Origin of the sequence: Phytobacter sp. RSE-02 (assembly GCF_040578655.1) — a bacterium.
Lineage (GTDB): Bacteria > Pseudomonadota > Gammaproteobacteria > Enterobacterales > Enterobacteriaceae > Phytobacter > Phytobacter diazotrophicus.
In genome coordinates, this window is the sequence record NZ_JBEULY010000007.1 from 70,872 (window position 1) to 87,942 (window position 17,071).

At 53.8% G+C, this 17,071-nt stretch carries 17 protein-coding genes and 1 other RNA gene; 7 read left to right on the forward strand and 11 right to left on the reverse strand.

Translation table 11 applies throughout. The annotated features are described in order from the left end of the window. Positions 1 to 3: 3 nt before the first annotated feature. Positions 4 to 264 carry a type B 50S ribosomal protein L31 gene (locus ABU190_RS15945; RefSeq protein WP_271850344.1) on the reverse strand — a complete coding sequence of 87 codons (261 nt, stop codon included), beginning with the start codon at positions 262 to 264 and terminating at the stop codon, positions 4 to 6. Positions 265 to 529: 265 nt separating this feature from the next. Between ABU190_RS15945 and ABU190_RS15950 the strand changes: the two genes are divergently transcribed. From ABU190_RS15950 to ABU190_RS15965, 4 genes are read left to right on the forward strand one after another with little or no spacing between them, the layout of a single operon-like run. After that, positions 530 to 1,558, forward strand: coding sequence for an isopenicillin N synthase family oxygenase (locus tag ABU190_RS15950; protein ID WP_354691812.1), 1,029 nt, complete (start codon positions 530 to 532; stop codon positions 1,556 to 1,558). 25 nt (positions 1,559 to 1,583) lie between these two features. Beyond that, entirely contained in the window at positions 1,584 to 2,390 is an 807-nt protein-coding gene (locus ABU190_RS15955; RefSeq protein WP_041852472.1) for a MetQ/NlpA family ABC transporter substrate-binding protein, read from the forward strand. Next, positions 2,387 to 3,178, forward strand: a complete 792-nt coding sequence (locus ABU190_RS15960) for an ATP-binding cassette domain-containing protein (protein WP_108702367.1) — start codon at positions 2,387 to 2,389, stop codon at positions 3,176 to 3,178. The genes ABU190_RS15955 and ABU190_RS15960 overlap by 4 nt, the downstream gene beginning before the upstream one ends. After that, complete coding sequence (locus tag ABU190_RS15965; RefSeq protein WP_162303311.1) at positions 3,175 to 3,834, forward strand: methionine ABC transporter permease; 660 nt, start codon at positions 3,175 to 3,177, stop codon at positions 3,832 to 3,834. The genes ABU190_RS15960 and ABU190_RS15965 overlap by 4 nt, the downstream gene beginning before the upstream one ends. A gap of 1 nt (position 3,835) precedes the next feature. Here the strand turns inward: ABU190_RS15965 and ABU190_RS15970 are convergent, their stop codons facing one another. After that, a complete protein-coding gene (locus ABU190_RS15970; protein WP_354691813.1) occupies positions 3,836 to 5,203 on the reverse strand; it encodes a PTS transporter subunit EIIC in 1,368 nt (455 codons plus the stop codon). A 277-nt stretch (positions 5,204 to 5,480) separates the two neighbouring features. Between ABU190_RS15970 and ABU190_RS15975 the strand changes: the two genes are divergently transcribed. After that, on the forward strand, positions 5,481 to 6,680 hold the full coding sequence (locus ABU190_RS15975) for an enolase C-terminal domain-like protein (RefSeq protein ID WP_354691814.1): 1,200 nt from the start codon (positions 5,481 to 5,483) through the stop codon (positions 6,678 to 6,680). A gap of 1 nt (position 6,681) precedes the next feature. Here ABU190_RS15975 and ABU190_RS15980 read toward each other — a convergent pair whose 3' ends face one another. Further along, on the reverse strand, positions 6,682 to 7,398 hold the full coding sequence (locus tag ABU190_RS15980) for a GntR family transcriptional regulator (protein ID WP_354691815.1): 717 nt from the start codon (positions 7,396 to 7,398) through the stop codon (positions 6,682 to 6,684). Positions 7,399 to 7,497: 99 nt separating this feature from the next. Here ABU190_RS15980 and ABU190_RS15985 point away from each other — a divergent pair, with 99 nt between their 5' ends. Then, entirely contained in the window at positions 7,498 to 9,057 is a 1,560-nt protein-coding gene (locus ABU190_RS15985; RefSeq protein ID WP_354691816.1) for an EAL domain-containing protein, read from the forward strand. A 235-nt stretch (positions 9,058 to 9,292) separates the two neighbouring features. Here the strand turns inward: ABU190_RS15985 and ABU190_RS15990 are convergent, their stop codons facing one another. The 7 genes from ABU190_RS15990 to ffs form a co-directional block, all read right to left on the reverse strand. Beyond that, entirely contained in the window at positions 9,293 to 9,646 is a 354-nt protein-coding gene (locus ABU190_RS15990; protein ID WP_354691817.1) for a DUF1428 family protein, read from the reverse strand. A 62-nt stretch (positions 9,647 to 9,708) separates the two neighbouring features. After that, entirely contained in the window at positions 9,709 to 12,783 is a 3,075-nt protein-coding gene (locus ABU190_RS15995; RefSeq protein ID WP_354691818.1) for a beta-galactosidase, read from the reverse strand. A 105-nt stretch (positions 12,784 to 12,888) separates the two neighbouring features. Further along, positions 12,889 to 13,971, reverse strand: a complete 1,083-nt coding sequence (locus ABU190_RS16000) for a LacI family DNA-binding transcriptional regulator (protein WP_354691819.1) — start codon at positions 13,969 to 13,971, stop codon at positions 12,889 to 12,891. A 249-nt stretch (positions 13,972 to 14,220) separates the two neighbouring features. Next, on the reverse strand, positions 14,221 to 14,439 hold the full coding sequence (locus ABU190_RS16005) for a hypothetical protein (RefSeq protein WP_041852481.1): 219 nt from the start codon (positions 14,437 to 14,439) through the stop codon (positions 14,221 to 14,223). Next, positions 14,436 to 14,687 carry a hypothetical protein gene (locus ABU190_RS16010; RefSeq protein ID WP_041852482.1) on the reverse strand — a complete coding sequence of 84 codons (252 nt, stop codon included), beginning with the start codon at positions 14,685 to 14,687 and terminating at the stop codon, positions 14,436 to 14,438. The genes ABU190_RS16005 and ABU190_RS16010 overlap by 4 nt, the downstream gene beginning before the upstream one ends. A gap of 450 nt (positions 14,688 to 15,137) precedes the next feature. Further along, positions 15,138 to 15,689 carry a GNAT family N-acetyltransferase gene (locus ABU190_RS16015; protein ID WP_354691820.1) on the reverse strand — a complete coding sequence of 184 codons (552 nt, stop codon included), beginning with the start codon at positions 15,687 to 15,689 and terminating at the stop codon, positions 15,138 to 15,140. 88 nt (positions 15,690 to 15,777) lie between these two features. Beyond that, an RNA gene (gene ffs / locus ABU190_RS16020) (signal recognition particle sRNA small type) lies at positions 15,778 to 15,874 on the reverse strand. A 165-nt stretch (positions 15,875 to 16,039) separates the two neighbouring features. On the opposite strand from ffs, the gene ABU190_RS16025 reads away from it, so the two are divergent. Further along, positions 16,040 to 16,351: an MGMT family protein gene (locus ABU190_RS16025; RefSeq protein ID WP_107222594.1), complete on the forward strand. Its 312-nt coding sequence runs from the start codon at positions 16,040 to 16,042 to the stop codon at positions 16,349 to 16,351. 34 nt (positions 16,352 to 16,385) lie between these two features. Here the strand turns inward: ABU190_RS16025 and ABU190_RS16030 are convergent, their stop codons facing one another. Beyond that, positions 16,386 to 16,952 carry a YbaY family lipoprotein gene (locus ABU190_RS16030; RefSeq protein ID WP_071195825.1) on the reverse strand — a complete coding sequence of 189 codons (567 nt, stop codon included), beginning with the start codon at positions 16,950 to 16,952 and terminating at the stop codon, positions 16,386 to 16,388. Between the last annotated feature and the right edge of the window lie 119 nt (positions 16,953 to 17,071).

Below are 17,071 nucleotides of genomic sequence, written 5' to 3' on the forward strand. Positions count from 1 at the left end.
GCGTTAGCCTCTTTTCGCGCCAATAAAACGCCCATAGCGCTGCTGGAAACGCGCCGCGCTTCCCTCATTGCCCACCACTTTCTGTTTACCGGTGTAATACGGATGGGAAACAGAAGAGACGTCAATGGTGACGTAAGGGTATGTCACCCCTTCCAGTTCAATCTCGCGATCGGTTTTAATCGTCGAACCGACTTTAAAATATTCGTTCGCGCTGGTGTCATGAAACACCACCGTGCGGTAGTGCGGATGGATATCAGGTTTCATTTTGCTCTCTCATGTATTGTTATAACATAACAAAAGTCTAGCGAAATTCTTTTCCCTAAGCAACTCCTGCGCTAAATGCATTTTTCGCAAAAGCAACGAACCCTGCACGGTCATAAATTAGAAAAGAATGTTATTGGTTGATTTTTTTGCCTTAAGGCAAGCTGAGCCTAAATCACTTGTGAGGAAAGCATCATGATGCGCTGCTGTTGTGCCCAACCCCGGACTCTAAAAATGATCACCTGCGAACGACTATTCGGAGAACACAATGAACGCGACAACATTACCCATCCTCGATCTGGCCCGCTACTTCAACTCCTCTGAACGTGATGCCTTTCTCGATCAGCTGCGCACCAGCGCACGCGACATCGGCTTTTTTTATCTTATTAATCACGGTGTGAATGACGAGCTGCAGCGCGCCGTTCAACACGAAGCCCGCCGCTTTTTTGCCCTCAGTGATGAGCAAAAACAGCAGGTGGCGATGATTCACTCCCCCCATTTTCGCGGCTACAACCGCGCGGCATCGGAAATCACCCGTGGTAAACCAGACTGGCGAGAACAGTTCGATATCGGCGCGGAACGCCCGGAACTGCTGTTGAGCGACAGCGACCCGCGCTGGAGGCGCTTGCAGGGGCCGAACCTGTGGCCAGCGGAACAACCAGAGCTGAAAACCACGCTGCTCGACTGGCAAAAGTCGATGACCGAGATGGCCATTGTGCTGCTGCGTGCCTTTGCCGAAGCGCTACGCCTGCCTGCTAATGCCTTCGACGCACTGTATGGCGACAAACCCAATGAACATATCAAGCTGATTCGCTATCCCGGTCAGGATAACACCCAGAGTAATCAGGGTGTCGGCGCACACAAAGATTCCGGGTTTCTGAGTTTCCTGCTCCAGGACGAGCAAAAAGGATTGCAGGTCGAAGTCTCCCCCGATCACTGGATCGATGCCGTACCGCTGCCGGGTAGTTTTGTGGTCAACATTGGTGAGCTGCTGGAGCTGGCGACCAATGGCTATTTACGCGCCACGGTCCACCGTGTGGTATCGCCGCCCGCCGGACAAGACCGCCTGTCGATTGCCTTTTTTCTTGGCGCACAACTGGACGCCGTGGTTCCCGTTTACGCCCTGCCGGAAGCGCTGGCGCGTGAGGCGCAAGGGCCGGAAAGCGATCCACAAAACCCACTTTTACGCGATGTTGGCTGGAACTACCTGAAAGGGCGTTTACGTTCGCACCCGGATGTCGCTGAACGTTATTACCGCGATGTACTGCGTGAGCGCAGTGAACAATTGATCGTATAAACCATAACAACACAGGAAAAACATCATGAAATATGCCGCTTTTAAACTGGCAGGGGTAGCGTTGTCTCTTTCTCTGGCATGGGGTACTGCACAGGCAGAAGCACTGCGTATTGCAGCGGACCCGGTTCCACACGCGGAGATCCTGAACTACGTCAAAAAACTGGATCCGAAACTGGATATCAAAATCGTTGAGCTGACCAGTGGCGCAAATGCCAATGAATTGCTGGCGAGTGGTGATGTGGATGCCAACTATTTCCAGCACGTGCCTTACCTGAAAAGCCAGGAAAAAGCGCTGGGTAAAACCTTTGCCGTCGCCGCCACGGTACATATCGAACCACTGGGCATCTATTCGCATAAATACAAAGATTTTAAATCGGTACCGGATGGTGCCACCGTCGCAGTCCCGAACAATGTCACCAACCTGAGCCGTGCGCTGTTCCTGCTGCAAAGCCAGGGGTTAATCAAACTGGATGCGAAATTTACCGATCCGGCAAGTACACTGGCCACGCCAAAAGATATCGTTGAGAACCCGAAACACTTAAAGATCCTCGAAGTGGAATCCCCACAGATCCCGCGCTCGCTGGATGACGTCGCCCTGGCGGTGATCAACGGCAACTACGCGCTGGAAGCGGGTTTGTCGCCCGCCAAAGATGCGCTGGGACTGGAGAGTGCGGAACATAACCCGTACGCCAATATTCTGGTAACCAACCCGTCACTGGCAAACGACCCACGCATCAAAGAACTGGCCAAAGATCTCACCTCCCCACAGGTGGCAGAGTTCATTCGTAAAACCTACAACGGCTCGGTGATCCCGGTTGCCCCACAGTCATGATTGATATTGAAGGGCTGAGTAAAACCTATGCCGGAACAGGCCGACCGGCGCTGAACAACGTGTCGCTGCACGTCCCCAAAGGGGCTATTTACGGCATCCTGGGCCGCAGCGGCGCGGGGAAAAGCACCTTAATTCGTTGTCTGAACCTGCTGGAGCGGCCCACCTCGGGCCGCATCATCATCAACGGCAGCGACATTACACAGTTGGATAAAGCCGGTCTGCGCGAGCATCGGTTGCGCACCGGGATGATTTTCCAGCACTTCAATTTGCTGCACGCACGTACGGTGGCGGATAACGTCGCCGTTCCGCTGGAAATCGCCGGCGTGCCGAAACCGCTGCGCCATGCACGTGTGGAAGAGCTACTGCATCTGGTGGGCCTGAGCGATAAAGCCGATGCTTTTCCTTCGCAACTTTCCGGTGGGCAAAAGCAGCGTGTCGGTATCGCCCGGGCGCTGGCGGCAAGACCGGATGTGCTGTTGTGCGATGAAGCCACCAGCGCGCTGGATCCGGAAACTACCGCGTCTGTCCTGGCGCTGCTGGCAGACATTAACCAGAAGCTGAATTTGACCATCGTGCTGATCACCCATGAACTGGATGTCGTAAAAACTCTGTGCGATCACGCGGCATTGCTGGAAAACGGCGAAGTACGGGAGAGTGGCAAAATCGCCGATCTGCTGGTTGCGCCCTGGTCCAAACTGCGCCATGCGCTATTGCACGATCCACAGGCTGAGCAGGATTTCCTTGCCCGCCACGGTTTTAACGGGAGGCCTTTATGCGGGGTAGCATGAGTTGGGAAGACCTCTGGCCGCTGCTGCTCAACGGCACGCTGGAGACGTTATACATGGTTGCTTTGGCGTCGCTGTTTACCGTGCTGATCGGCCTGCCGCTGGGCGTTATTCTGTTTCTTTCGCGCCGTGATGGCCTGTTCCCCCTGCCACGTGTCAATGCGCTGCTGGGGGCCGTCGTCAATTTCGGGCGTTCGCTGCCATTCATCGTGTTGTTGATAGCGCTTATCCCCTTCACGCGCCTGCTGATCGGTACCACTCTTGGCAGCACCGCCGCGATAGTGCCTATCACCATTGGCGCGTTTCCCTTCTTTGCACGGCTGACGGAAAGCGCGCTGGATGAGGTGGATTACGGACGCATCGAAGCCATTTTGTCGATGGGGGGTAACGTCTGGCATGTGATTGCGAAAGCCCTGTTACCTGAGGCGCTGCCAACGCTGCTCGCGGGCATTACGCTCACCGTTGTGATGCTGATTGGCTTCTCATCTATGGCGGGCGTTATTGGCGGCGGTGGGCTGGGCGATCTCGCTATTCGTTATGGCTATCAGCGCTTTAACGATCAGGTGATGGTGGGTACCGTGGTGATTTTACTGGCAATGGTACAGGGGGTGCAGATGGCAGGCGATCGCCTGGTGCGCCGACTGGCGCACCGACGGTAAGTTATTCCACCGCGTCTTTGCCGACCAGTACAGTGGTCAGCAGGAAGGAGAGCACCAGCGCCATCGCCACCCCGGAGAGCGCAAAGACGAAGTACGGGCCGATATACGCCGGCAGGCTAAAAATGCTCGATAAAATATAACCATACAACCGCACGCCAAAGAAGGCGATAAACGCAGAGGCCAGGGAACTGGCCACCGTGGCGGCAATAAACGCCTTTTTGTAACGCGTCAGGACACCAAAGAGCGCGGGTTCCGTAATCCCCAAAAGCGCGGAGATCGCCGCCGACAGGGTCACCGTTCTCTCCTGACGGTTTTTACTTATCCGCCAGATGGCGAACGTCGAACCGGCAATCGCCATATTCGCCATAAACATCATCGGCATCAGCATGTCATAGCCATGCTCACTAAAGTTTTGCAGGGCGATGGGCGTCATGGCGTGATGCATGCCGGTGAGAATGGCTACCGGACGAATAGCCCCCACGACCAGCCCGGCAAAACTGGCTGAAATACCGAAAAGTCCCTGAATAAAGAAAGCCAGCACTTTCCCCAACCAGATCCCAATCGGCCCGATAATCACCAGCGCCGCCAGCGCCCCCAGGAACAAAGTCAGCGTAGGCGTGAAGACCGTTTTTAGTACGTCCGGCATTATCCTGTCCACCCAGCGATGGATATAGCTCAGCGCCAGAATAGAGAAAATGACCGGAATGACACTTGAGGCGTAGTTAAACACTGAAACCGGTAGCGCGTTGAGTAGCCAGAAGGCACTCACCGCCCCTTCCTGATGCGCCGCCAGGGCTTTTGCGGCATCGATCAGCGACGGATACATCAGACAGGCTGCGACTGCCGCTGCCAGGTACTCATTGGTCTTGAAAATTTTTGCCGCCGAGACCGCCAGGAAAAACGGCAGGAAATAAAAGACACCGCTGGCGATCAAATCAATCACCACCACGGTGTCGCTTTTCGCCGACACCACTTTCAGGGCTATCAGCCCGGCCAGCAGGCCTTTAATCATCCCCGCACCGGCAATCGCAGGCACGATAGGGCCAAAAACGCCGGATACCGTATCCATAAACATCGAGACCAGGCTTTTACGCCCTTTGATATGCGTCTCGCCTTGCGGGGCTTTTCCCAGCACCGTCAGCATTTGCTCATACCAGCTATTGACCTTCGGCCCGATAACAATCTGGAACTGGTCGCTTTGCAGTTGTGCGCCCAGAACCCCCGGCAATGCCTTGATGGCACCTTGATCAACTTTATTATCATCAACCAGATCAAAGCGTAAGCGTGTCATGCAGTGCCAGACATTGTTGATATTATCCTGCCCACCGACCAGACGGATAATATTGTTGATGGCTTCTTGCGTCCCCATAAATGCTCCTGCAGGAATATTGTCGTTTTAATATCTGTATCCAAGGGTAGAGAAAGAGAGAAAACTAAACAAACCAATAAAACATGATGAGCATCACAAATTGCCACCACATAACACTTAAAAAGACATAAAAATCAAAATTGGTACGGTTTTTAATTTAATTTAAAAGGAATAACTGACCAAAAAATTTATCAAAAAAACGGTTTACCTCAGCGCAAAATTAAGGAGATGATAATACCCATTCCGGCATATCACGTCGTTGTAAAGGAGTTTCCCAGTGACGCCAACCGTAATTAACAATATCGAATGTTTTATCACTCGCCCCGACAGACATAATCTGATTACCGTGCGGGTAATGACCGATAAAGGCATCACAGGCCACGGCTGCGCCACCTTTCAGCAACGTCCGCTGGCGGTCAAAACCATGGTCGATGAGTATCTAAAGCCTCTTCTGATCGGCCGTGACGCCAACCACATTGAAGACCTCTGGCAAATGATGAACGTCAATGCCTACTGGCGAAACGGTCCGGTGATGAATAACGCGATTTCCGGCGTCGATATGGCGCTATGGGATATCAAAGGCCAGCTAGCCGGTATGCCGCTTTATCAACTGCTTGGCGGGCAATCCCGGGATGCCATCGCCGCTTACAGCCATGCCAGCGGTGAAACACTGGAGGAACTCTTTGCCAGCGTAGACCGCCTGCGCGAACAGGGTTATCGCCATATTCGCTGCCAGTTGGGTTTCTACGGCGGCACGCCAGCGCAGTTACATACGCCGGAAAACCCAACGCCCGGCGCCTGGTTCTGTCAGCAAGAATACATGGACAACACCGTCGCCATGTTCAAGGCGCTGCGGGAAAAATACGGTTTTAGCCTGCACATTCTGCATGATGTGCACGAACGTCTTTTCCCCCAACAGGCGATACAACTGGCAAAGCAGCTTGAGCCCTATCAGCCCTATTTCATTGAAGATATTTTACCGCCACAGCAGAGCGCCTGGCTTGAACAGGTACGCCAGCATAGCTGCGTGCCGCTGGCGATGGGGGAACTCTTTAATAATCCGGCCGAGTGGCACGATGTGATAGTGAACCGGCGCATAGATTTTATTCGCTGCCATATTTCGCAAATCGGCGGCATCACCCCGGCGTTAAAACTGGCCATACTGTGTCAGGCCTTTGGCGTACGCCTCGCCTGGCATGGTCCGGGCGATATGTCGCCCATTGGCGTCGCGGTGAATACGCACCTCAATATCCATCTGCATAACGCGGCCATACAGGAGTACATTCCACGCTCCGTACAAACCGACAACATCTTCCCCGGCGCTCCGGTGGTGAAAGACGGTTTTGTCTATGCGCCGCAAACGCCGGGTATTGGCGTGACCTTTAATGAAGAGGAAGGTCTGCGTTTCCCGGTGGTGTACCGCCCGCATGAATGGACGCAAAGTCGCCTGCCGGATGGCGCAATCCACACGCCGTAAATCAGGTGTCGCCTTTACGAAAGGCAAGATTTGCCCGGTTATGCGGGATCACATAGGTGCAGGTGTAGTTAATGTCGATAATATCGCTAATTTCATACACCCTGCCGCCTTCCAGGATCCCGCGATTACTGATGTGCATCGCCGGGCTGCCTTTCTTGCACCCCAGCAGCGCCGCCTGTTCACGACTCACATTAACCGCACGGTAGGTCGTCAACATATGGGAGATTTGATACCCCTTGCCTAAAACATACTGTTGCAGTGAGCTCTCAATGATCTGTTGATTCAGATCGGCAAAATCAGCAGCAGGCATACGGGAGATTTCAATTTGTACGGCCTCTTCATCCACGAAGCGCAGTCGACAAAATTGCCAGATAAAGCTGTCATCTGTCAGCCCAAAGATCTGCTGCTCATCGCGGTCAGGACGTTTCTTATGCAAACTAATCAGCCGAAAACGGATCTGATCGAAACGCTTTTCAGTGATGGAGTTGTAGACCAGTGGGTTATTACGCGCCTGCTCGTTAATCCAGATCCCGGAACCTTGTACGATCCGCACGACGCCAATACTTGCCAGCTTTTCGACCGCCTGGCGGATGGTAAAACGTGAGACGCCATACTCTTCGGCTAGCTGCCTTTCAGGGGGAAGTTTGCGTGGGCCGGCGTCGTTATTTTGATAAATTTTACTTAAGAGATCCTGCGTCACAAATTCTTTTTTCTTCATCCCTGCAATTCCTGAAAGAAATCACTCATTGACGCGTGTTATAACACTTGCTGGTCTTAAATACGCTTGTTTCTCAGTATCAAACAGGGATTTTTGGTCATGACAAACCGACGATTAGTTAGCCTTATAACAGGCGTACTGCTGTTCGCCGTTCTCTTGCCGGTGGCTTTAAGCGTCTGGCTGGCGCATCGCCAGGCTGAAGAGTCGTTTATGAACGAACTCAATACTTTCTCCGCATTGGTAAAAATGCGTGCTGACCGCGTGGTTAGCCAGGGGAAAACGGCCTTGCGTCAACTGGAAACTTACGATGGTATTTCGTGTAGTCAGGATCACCTGCTGGCCATGCGACGTATCTCTTATACATTCCGTTATGTCCAGGAGGTCATTTACCTCGAAGGAACAATACCGCTTTGTTCTTCACTGGAGAGAAACAGCAGCAGCGCTCCCTTTCCTGCGCCGCAAAGGGTAACTAAAGATGGTTTTCGTGCCTGGCTGACCAGCCATAACGATTTGGGACTGACACGTGCAATGGTCGGCCTTGGCACTCGTCGCTACATTGTTATTACCGATCCACTCTCCTTTATTGATGTGCTTTCATATGGCCCGTGGCCTATCAATACTGCGCTGGTCGGGACGAACAGCGGACGGGTGATAGCCAGCAACCGCACGCTGGATCCAGAGATGCTAAAGCATATTGACCTCAATACCCCCACCCAAAGGCTTATCGGCGGTGAAGCGTGGAATACGTTACAGGTGCCCGAACTGGGGGTGACCATCATCACCTGGGCATCGCTGACGCCGCTTAAAGAGAGCTGGCATCGGTTATTGGTAATTTGGGTGCCTGTTGGCCTGCTGCTGAGCCTGGTGCTGGCCTTCTTTTTATTGCGCATGCTGCGTCGCCTGCAATCACCGCAACACCGTATGCAGGACGCCATTCGCGCACGGGAAATTGAGATGTTCTACCAGCCAATTGTGACGCTGGCAGACGGGAAGATTGTCGGTGCGGAAGCGCTGGCCCGCTGGCGACAGTCGGATGGCAGTTACCTCGCGCCGGACACCTTTATTCCGCTGGCGGAACAAACGGGGCTGATGCCACAATTGACAAAAGTGATTATCGAAAAAGTGTTTGAGGACATGGGGCCCTGGCTACAGAAGAATCCGGATCTGCATGTCTCCATTAACCTTGAGCCCTCCGATCTCTTAACCCTGACGCTTCCGGCACAGTTACAGCAACGGGTTAATGACTGGCAAATTTCGCCGTCACAAATCGCGCTGGAAGTGACCGAACATGGTTTTGCCGATCCCACAACCTGCATGCCCACTATCACAGCATTACGTGCGGCCGGACATGCCATCTATATTGACGATTTTGGTACGGGTTACTCCAGCCTCAGTTATCTGCAAAACCTGGATGTCGACATTATCAAAATCGACAAATCCTTTGTGGATGCGCTGGAATACAAAAACATGACCACCCATATCATCGAAATGGCCAAAGCGCTAAAGCTGGCGATGGTGGCCGAAGGTATCGAGACCGAAGTCCAGCTTAAATGGCTTAGCGAACATGGCGTGCAGTACGGCCAGGGCTGGTTATACAGCAAAGCGCTGCCGAAAGACGCGTTTCTGTGCTGGGCAGAAAGTAACCGGAATATCTCCTGAGTTTGTGACCTGTGAAACGGGTTTACTCGTGGAGATAGCGCAATGAAAAAGCCATTCTCACCGCTGCATGATGTGCGCCACTGGCTGAAATACAGTCCGGTGGTGAGCATCCGCAGCGTGAAAAGAGCATCATGACACTGGGCTGGCAAAGTACAGGGTCTCAGACGGCTCTCAGCCGACATACCGCAAGCCCTGCATTACGCCAGAGGGGATTGTTAGAGAAGTGTCCTGAGGATCATTCATCCAGCAATGGGACAAAGCCGCCATAAATCATACGTTTGCTATCGAAAGGCATTTGGTCTCCCAGCTCACGCATGCGGGGATCGGCCATCATTTTTTGATTGGCGGCATCACGAACCTCTTTAGATGGATATTCAATCCAGCTAAAAACCACCTCTTCATGATCTTCTGCTTTTACCGCCCGACGAAAGTCGGTGAAATTTCCAGCCGGAACGTCGTCGGCCCAACACTCCACAATTCGCGTTGCGCCAAACTCTTTAAACAGCGGAGCGGCCCTGGCCGCGAGTTGCAAATAAGCGTCTTTCTTATCTGCCGGAACCGCCACCACGAACCCATCGACATACTTCATGAGTGAGCCTCCGAAGTGAACCGCGCAGCGGGACGATTCCCGCTGCGTCTGGCTGACTAAGTTTAGCCCTGAGACCAGCAGAAGGTGTAGCGCACGACATCGTCGCTGAGGATAAATTCCGGGGACACACTCGGACTCCAGGAGTCGTCGCCACCGAGCCCCATGTGAAAGGCATCCAGTTGCAGCCAGCATCCGGCCTCTTCGCGCAGTAAATGGCGGTGAGAAGTTTCCCTTAATTGCTGCTGGCTGTAGCGACTCAGGGAAAAGTGGAACTGCCCGTTCAGACGGTGCGCACCATAATTCACCTCGCGCGTGTCGCAACGCAGGCCATTTTCGGTCGGGAAAATATAGTCCGTATGCAGTTGCGCGAGCGGTAATGTCCAACGTCCCTGCCGCGCGGCCAGTTTGCGATCCGGGTAGTTTTCATGCGGCCCAAGTCCCCGCCAACTGACCTGCTCTGCAACCTCAGCAAGCTGACACTGCAAGCCGATACGCGCAGGCGGCGGCACATCCAGATTGCGTTGCACCTGAACATCACCATGCAGAACGCCATCGCCAGCCACTCGCCAGGTTTTTTTACTGATAAACAGCGTCTGCCCGTTGTACTGCCAGGCATGGCGCGTGGCGATGACCACATCGGTGGCATTTTCCAGCGCGTCGCACTGCAACAACACTGGCGTCAGATCATACATTCCCGCCGCTTTCCAGCGCTCCACCCACGCATTGGGATCGATGCGCGTGGCCTCGCTGACGCCGATATCATTGTCCAGCGGAGCGCGGGTAAAGTTATCAAGTACCGGCGCAAGGAGCGTCGGTTGACCATCACGCCACCACTGCGTCAGATGGCCGCTCGTCCGGCTGAACTGCCAGCGATGCCCGCCCTGCTCAATCACGAAATGTGCAGCGTCAGTCTGTAACGCGGGCCGCGGTTGTGCGGCTTTTTCTCTTGGTAATGCGAGCGCTGTCGGCAGTTGCCACTGATCCCAGGCGCAGCGGTGCTGCGCGGGTGACCAGCTTGTCGCATCACGCTGATAGATATCCACATTCAGCCAGACGTCCCCCGGTTGCGCGGCCAAAGGCGGGCAGTTAAGTTCAATACGCTGGGTTCCCTGCGGGGCAATCGCCAGCACCACCTCCCCTTGCGCCAGCACCTCGCCATCACGGGTAACAGACCATCGCAGAACTTCGTTATCCGTCGAACGGAATAAATACTCGCTCGTTACCTTGATTGCCAGCGGTGAGGTACTGACCCGTTGGAACTGGAAAAACTGCTGGGCGCGTTGCGCTTCATAGAGCGCCGGGTGCGGAGTTCTGTCCGGGAAGACCAGCCCGTTCATGCAGAACTGTCGGTCATTTGGCGTATCGCCGAAATCACCGCCATAGGCCCAGAATGGCTCACCGTTTTCATCGAGTTTGGTCAGCGCCTGGTCAACCCAGTCCCAGACAAACCCGCCCTGCAGGCGGGGGTAAGCACGGAAAGCCTGCCAGTATTTGGCAAACCCGCCGAAGCTGTTGCCCATGGCATGCGCATATTCACAAAGGATCAGCGGACGGGTTTCATCCGGCATTCCGACCCATTTTTTTATCGACCATTTCGGCACCGCCGGAAACGGTTGATCCTGATCGACGCGGGCATACATCGGGCAGACGATATCTGTTGCCGCAGTATTGGCGCCACCGCCTTCGTACTGTACCGGACGTGTTGGATCGGTGGTTTTCACCCAACGATAGAGTGCGTCATGCGACGCGCCATGACCGGACTCATTTCCCAGCGACCAGATAATGATCGACGGGTGGTTACGATCGCGCTGCACCATGCGGGTGACACGCTCGCTCATCGCCGGTAGCCATTGCGGATCATCCGCCAGACGGCTCATCGGTACCATGCCGTGCGTTTCAATATTTGCTTCATCCACCACATAGAGCCCGTACTGATCGCACAGGCGATACCACAGCGGATGGTTGGGGTAATGTGAACAGCGTACGGCATTGAAATTGTGCTGCTTCATCAGTTCGATATCGCGGCGCATCGTGGCTTCATCGATCGCCTGACCGTTTTCCGGATGGTGTTCATGGCGGTTGACCCCACGGATCAGCAGCGGCTGACCGTTCAGTTTTAGCAGCCCTTCGCTGATCTCAACATGGCGGAAGCCCACATCGCACGCTTCCACTTCCAGCAGATGGTTTTCACCGTCATACAGCGCCATCGTCAAACGATACAACTCAGGTGTTTCCGCGCTCCATAGTAATGGCCGCTCAATGGGCATCGTCACGCTTACGCGCTCGGCCCAGGCTCCGCGCTCATCCACCACTGCGCTACCCGGTCTCTGGCTGGCCTCAGCCATTTTCTCATCCCCTCGCCACAAGGCGACGACCACCAGGCAGCCAGCAAACTCCCCGGCGAGCGTTATCTCCGTTTGCAATTGCGCGTGGGTAAATTCCGCATTCAGTTGGGTGGTGTAGTGATAATTGGCAATGCGGGTATGGGGTTTATGTTGCAGGGAGACATCACGGAAAATGCCGCTCATGCGCCACATATCCTGATCTTCAAGGTAACTGCCATCGCACCAGCGCAGCACCATAACTGCCAGACGGTTTTCCCCGGCCACCAGCACGTTGCTCAGATCAAATTCCGCAGGCAGGCGGCTATCCTGGGAATAGCCGACCCACTGGCCGTTACACCAGAGATAAAACGCGGAGTTGACCCCATCAAAAACAACATGCGTTTGCCCGTTCGCCAGCCACTGTTCTTCGAGATCAAATGTGAGCGAGTAACAACCGGTCGGATTGTCCTGCGGTACAAACGGTGGATTCACCGCGATGGGATAGGTCACGTTGGTGTAAATGGGGGTATCAAAGCCCTGCATCTGCCAGTTCGACGGCACCGGCATTCGCACCGCATCGGCGAGATCGGCCGTGATCCAGCTTTCCGGTACAGATTCAGGTGATGAAAAGAAGCTAAACTGCCAGGCGCCGTTAAGTAAACGACGGGTTGACGGCACCTCATCACGAAGCGCTTCGTCCACCGTCCGCCAGCTTGACATTGGCGCATGCGCCGGTAAACGGTGCCAGTGCGTAATGACCGGGTTTTCCCAGTCCCGGCGAGAGAATAACGAACTTAACGCGGAAACAGACATATCGACCTCATTTTGCGAAGCGCTCACAATTTTATGCACAATGCACCGAATTAGCGCTGACGTAAAGGGTTTACGAGCAGCAAAGCGAAAAGGATCACAAAAGCGTTAACGGCGATCGAGCTGCGCAGCGAGTTGTGCCAGCTCATTCAATCGTCTGGCCAGCGTTTCGCCACTGACGTTAATCGATGTTACCGGTGAGGTCGAGGCACGCTCTACCAGCGTCACCGGCAGCCGCGTCTGGCCAATTCCAGTATCGTCACCGGAGAGGCGTGCAAGGAGCCATTCTACGCTACGCTCGCCCGCGAGTTTGAACGCCTGGCGGATGGTCGTGAGCGGCGGTGAGTACCAGGCGCTGTCGGCGGTATCATCATAACCGACCACTGAAATCTGGCCCGGTACGGTTAAGCCCCGCTCCGCGCAGACACGTATCACGCCAAGGGCCATCTGATCGTTGGCGACCAGGATAGCCTGCGGCGGCGTATCTGCCGCCAGAAGCAGATGCCCTTTTTCATAGCCGGATGCCGCGCTCCAGTCGCCGTATTCACAGCCACAGGGCGATAATCCCGACTCCGCCAGTGCCGCCAGCCATCCTGACATTCTTGCCCTTGCAGAGACCGATGACTGCGGCCCCCCCAGCAACGCAATACGCTGATGCCCCTGTTCCAGCAAGTGTGCAGCGCCAAGCCGTGCCCCCTGATCGGCATCAAAAATCAGGCTGTTGACGGCCGCCGTTTCACTGACATCAAGGAAGAGGACCGGCACCGGGCCTGCCAGTGCCGATAAGGCCTCTGCCTGTTCATCATCCAGCGGAACGTTAACCAGCAACCCATCGACCCGTTGGGCCAGTAGATCCTGCAACGCAGCAGTACATCCCCGGGCGTCCTGCACTTCCGGCATGGAAATGATCACATTCACGTCGGATTGTGTGGCGCGGGATTTCACCGCCGAGGCAATTTGAGAGGGAGCATGCAGGGCCAGGTCGGAAGTCAGTAGCCCCAGCGTTTTGGTCCGTTTCCCCGCCAGTTGCTGCGCCCCGCGATTGGGGATGTAGTGCAGTTCCGCCATCGCCGCCAGCACTTTCTCCCGCGTCCGGGCAGACACATGTTCGCCCTGATTGATAACGCGCGAAACGGTTTGGTAAGAGACCCCGGCAAGGCGGGCGACATCATAGAGCGTAATGGTTTTCATGGCACTCATCTGGCGACGGATTTCGCGTCAGTGTACCCGATTACGCCAGCAACTGTTATGCAGGTGTAAGAAATGCCAGCAAAGCTATACGCGTGAGGCAAACAAAGCGGGGGAAAAGAAATGTCGACGAGCCAGACTGGCCCGTCGTAAACATCGTCCGTGATGATGAGATGGTTACAACTGAATTATATTTTGTATCATCATCACAAAACTGAGTGCAATTTAAATGACAGTTTCATGACAATACAATTACTGCTGACGCGGAATAGGAAACCCTTTTATAGAAATAACGAAACTATCGCCTTCTTTTTTTATTTTTGCGCCAGCATCACACCAGTCGGTAGCGATGCGAAAAAACTCATCGCTACCAATATTCCAGTTCAGACGGACATGTTTAACAAAACCTGATCGTAACAGGTCACAGGCCTCGCAATAATTGCTGGCCGTTGAGAGCAGTTGTTGGTTCATTTTTTCTTCTTCAGAAGTTTACGTAATGCCTTGATCTCTTTTGGATTTAATGGAGCAGTACTTTCTTCTTCAAGGTGTTGGTTATCGATATCCTCTTCCGATACTCCGCCCTGTTCAACTGACTGAAACGCCAACAGCAGCAGTTTTTCAGTCGCCGTACTGAGGTTCTCATTATTTTCTTCTGCGTAATGACGGAGCTTTTCTTTTAACGTCTGATCAATTTTGACGTTCAATACCGCACTGGTCATGATTATCCCTTCCCGTGTGAAGTTAGCAAAGTATTAATACACGAAGTTAACATACTGATCCAGAGTTATATTAAAAGCTTATGACAAATTAAAAATATCCACAAATATTTTAACCTTGTTTTATGACATTTAAGTGAAAGTAATATTTCAAATATATGACAATGCATTATTAATGGCTGGGAATGGATAACGGCAGCCACGGAAAGGGGTGACGGTGGCGTGTTTTTTCGAGGTGGTGTTGGTGTAACGAGTCAGCAAATTGCTTTACTTGCCCTTCGCCAGCACTAGCATAATGCGAATAAGAAGAACCTTAACCGCTAATTATCACTTAGCAAAGAGAGATGCAGGATAGGGATCTCTACCCTACTAAAACGGCGTTGGTTTCCTCCGCAGGCAACACCATGGAAATTCAAAAATCGCGCAGCACCGTTACCGGAGGCAACCGCTGAGTTAGCGTTGTAAATCCCGCCACGCCTCGCGGGTGATTTCCCAAAGTTCGGAATCCAGTTCACCCGCCACATAGTGTGCTTTTTCGCGACGGACCAGACGCATACCGCTACGCTGCGAAAAATTAACTGACCGTGTGTTCACGGCAGCCTTTGGCGCACGTAGCACCTCTTTATCTAATTCCTCAAACCAGTAGCGCGTCACCGCATCACTGGCTTCTGACATCAGGCCCTGCCCCTGCCACTCTGGCGCCAGCCAGAATCCACGATTGTTATCGGGCAGGTCCATCAGACATATAACGCCAATAAGTTGCATTGGCTCGGCTTTACGCCGAATTGTCCAGTACCAGCCCTTTCCCGCTTCTGTCGCTGGCAAAGCGACATGATTAACATACTGGGCAGCGCCATCGTCCGGATAAGGCCAGGGGATCGAGCCAATCAGATAACGCACAATCTCCCAACGAGGGAAGACACGTTGAATTTGTTCCGCATCGGCGGAAACCAGCGGCTGAAGGAGTAATCGTTCGGTGGTGAGTTGCGGTGTGGTCACAGGCATCCTTTCTGCATAAACGGCGGTAAATTGACCATAAAACAGAAAGCGCACAGAGGGCAAGATAAAAGAAGGTACCAGAAATGGGTGGGGGCCCTGCCAGCTACATCCCGGCACACACGTCCTTTGCCTTGGCTGCTTCCTTCCGGACCTGACCTGGTAAACAAAGTAGCGTTGCGGGAGAACCAACAGAGCCCCCATTGAGAGCGTTGTTAACCAACGCGCTGGCGCATTATCCATGTCCCATGCCGCAATTGCAAGCCGCACCCTGACGGATGCCGATTTCTTGCGCAATCTCCCCTTCACAGTCACGACCAGGCTGTTTATGCTGACCTTTCGTCAGTCAGGAAGGCAGTATGGATAATCACGATTCTTTTCCACAGCGGGTATGGCAAATCGTCGCCTCGATTCCAGAGGGCTATGTCACAACCTATGGTGATGTCGCCAGGCTGGCGGGGTCGCCACGTGCAGCCAGACAGGTCGGTGGCGTGCTAAAGCGTTTACCGGAGGGCAGTACTTTACCCTGGCATCGGGTGGTTAATCGACACGGCTCAATTTCATTAAGCGGACCGGATTTACAACGTCAGCGACAGGCATTAATGGAAGAAGGTGTAGCGGTATCCGGCAGTGGACAGATTGATATGCAGCGCTATCGCTGGATTTACTGAAACCTCCTCTCCCGCAGGAGAGGAGGCACGCACATTACATCTGCGTCGGTGCAGGCGTTGCCGTAGAAGGGCTTACCTGGGTTGGGGATGTTGAAGGCACGGTAGTTGTCGCGCCACCGCCTGACTGCAATGGAATAGCGGTCTGCTGGACCGGAACCAGTGTCAGGTCAGCTTTCGTACCGCCCTGGTTAATGATCGGTTTAACCGTATCGGTTACAAAGACCATTTTGTCGTCAATGGTAATAGCCGCACTCAGAAGCAGACGCGCGTTAGGCTGGATGTCTGCCGGGTTAAACGGCAAGACAAAGCTAAACGGTGCCTGTTTACCTTCGGTACGTACCGCTTTTTGGGCAATCACTTTAGACGGCGCATCGGCCATGGAGGCGTCAGAGACAGTGACGGTCAGGACCGCATTCGGCGGTAACGCCACTTTCTGGCGGATCCATACCGTACCAGAAACGTTAGGTTGGGTTATCGCCGCCGTACTCGCCGCAGGTGCCTGCGGGTTTGGTGCAGGCGTTGGAATGTCTGCGGCTTTTTTTGCGCAGGCAGTCAGCGCTACAGCGACTGCTAAACCACTTAACATGTGCACGAGTTTCATGAGTTCTCCTTATCTTCTATGCACCAGCAAGAATGTTTTCTGCCAGAATGTGTGGTTGGACCATCGTAACGTGTTCAAGTGTGGCACATGTCACTGATTTTTGCCTGCAAACCCCCATC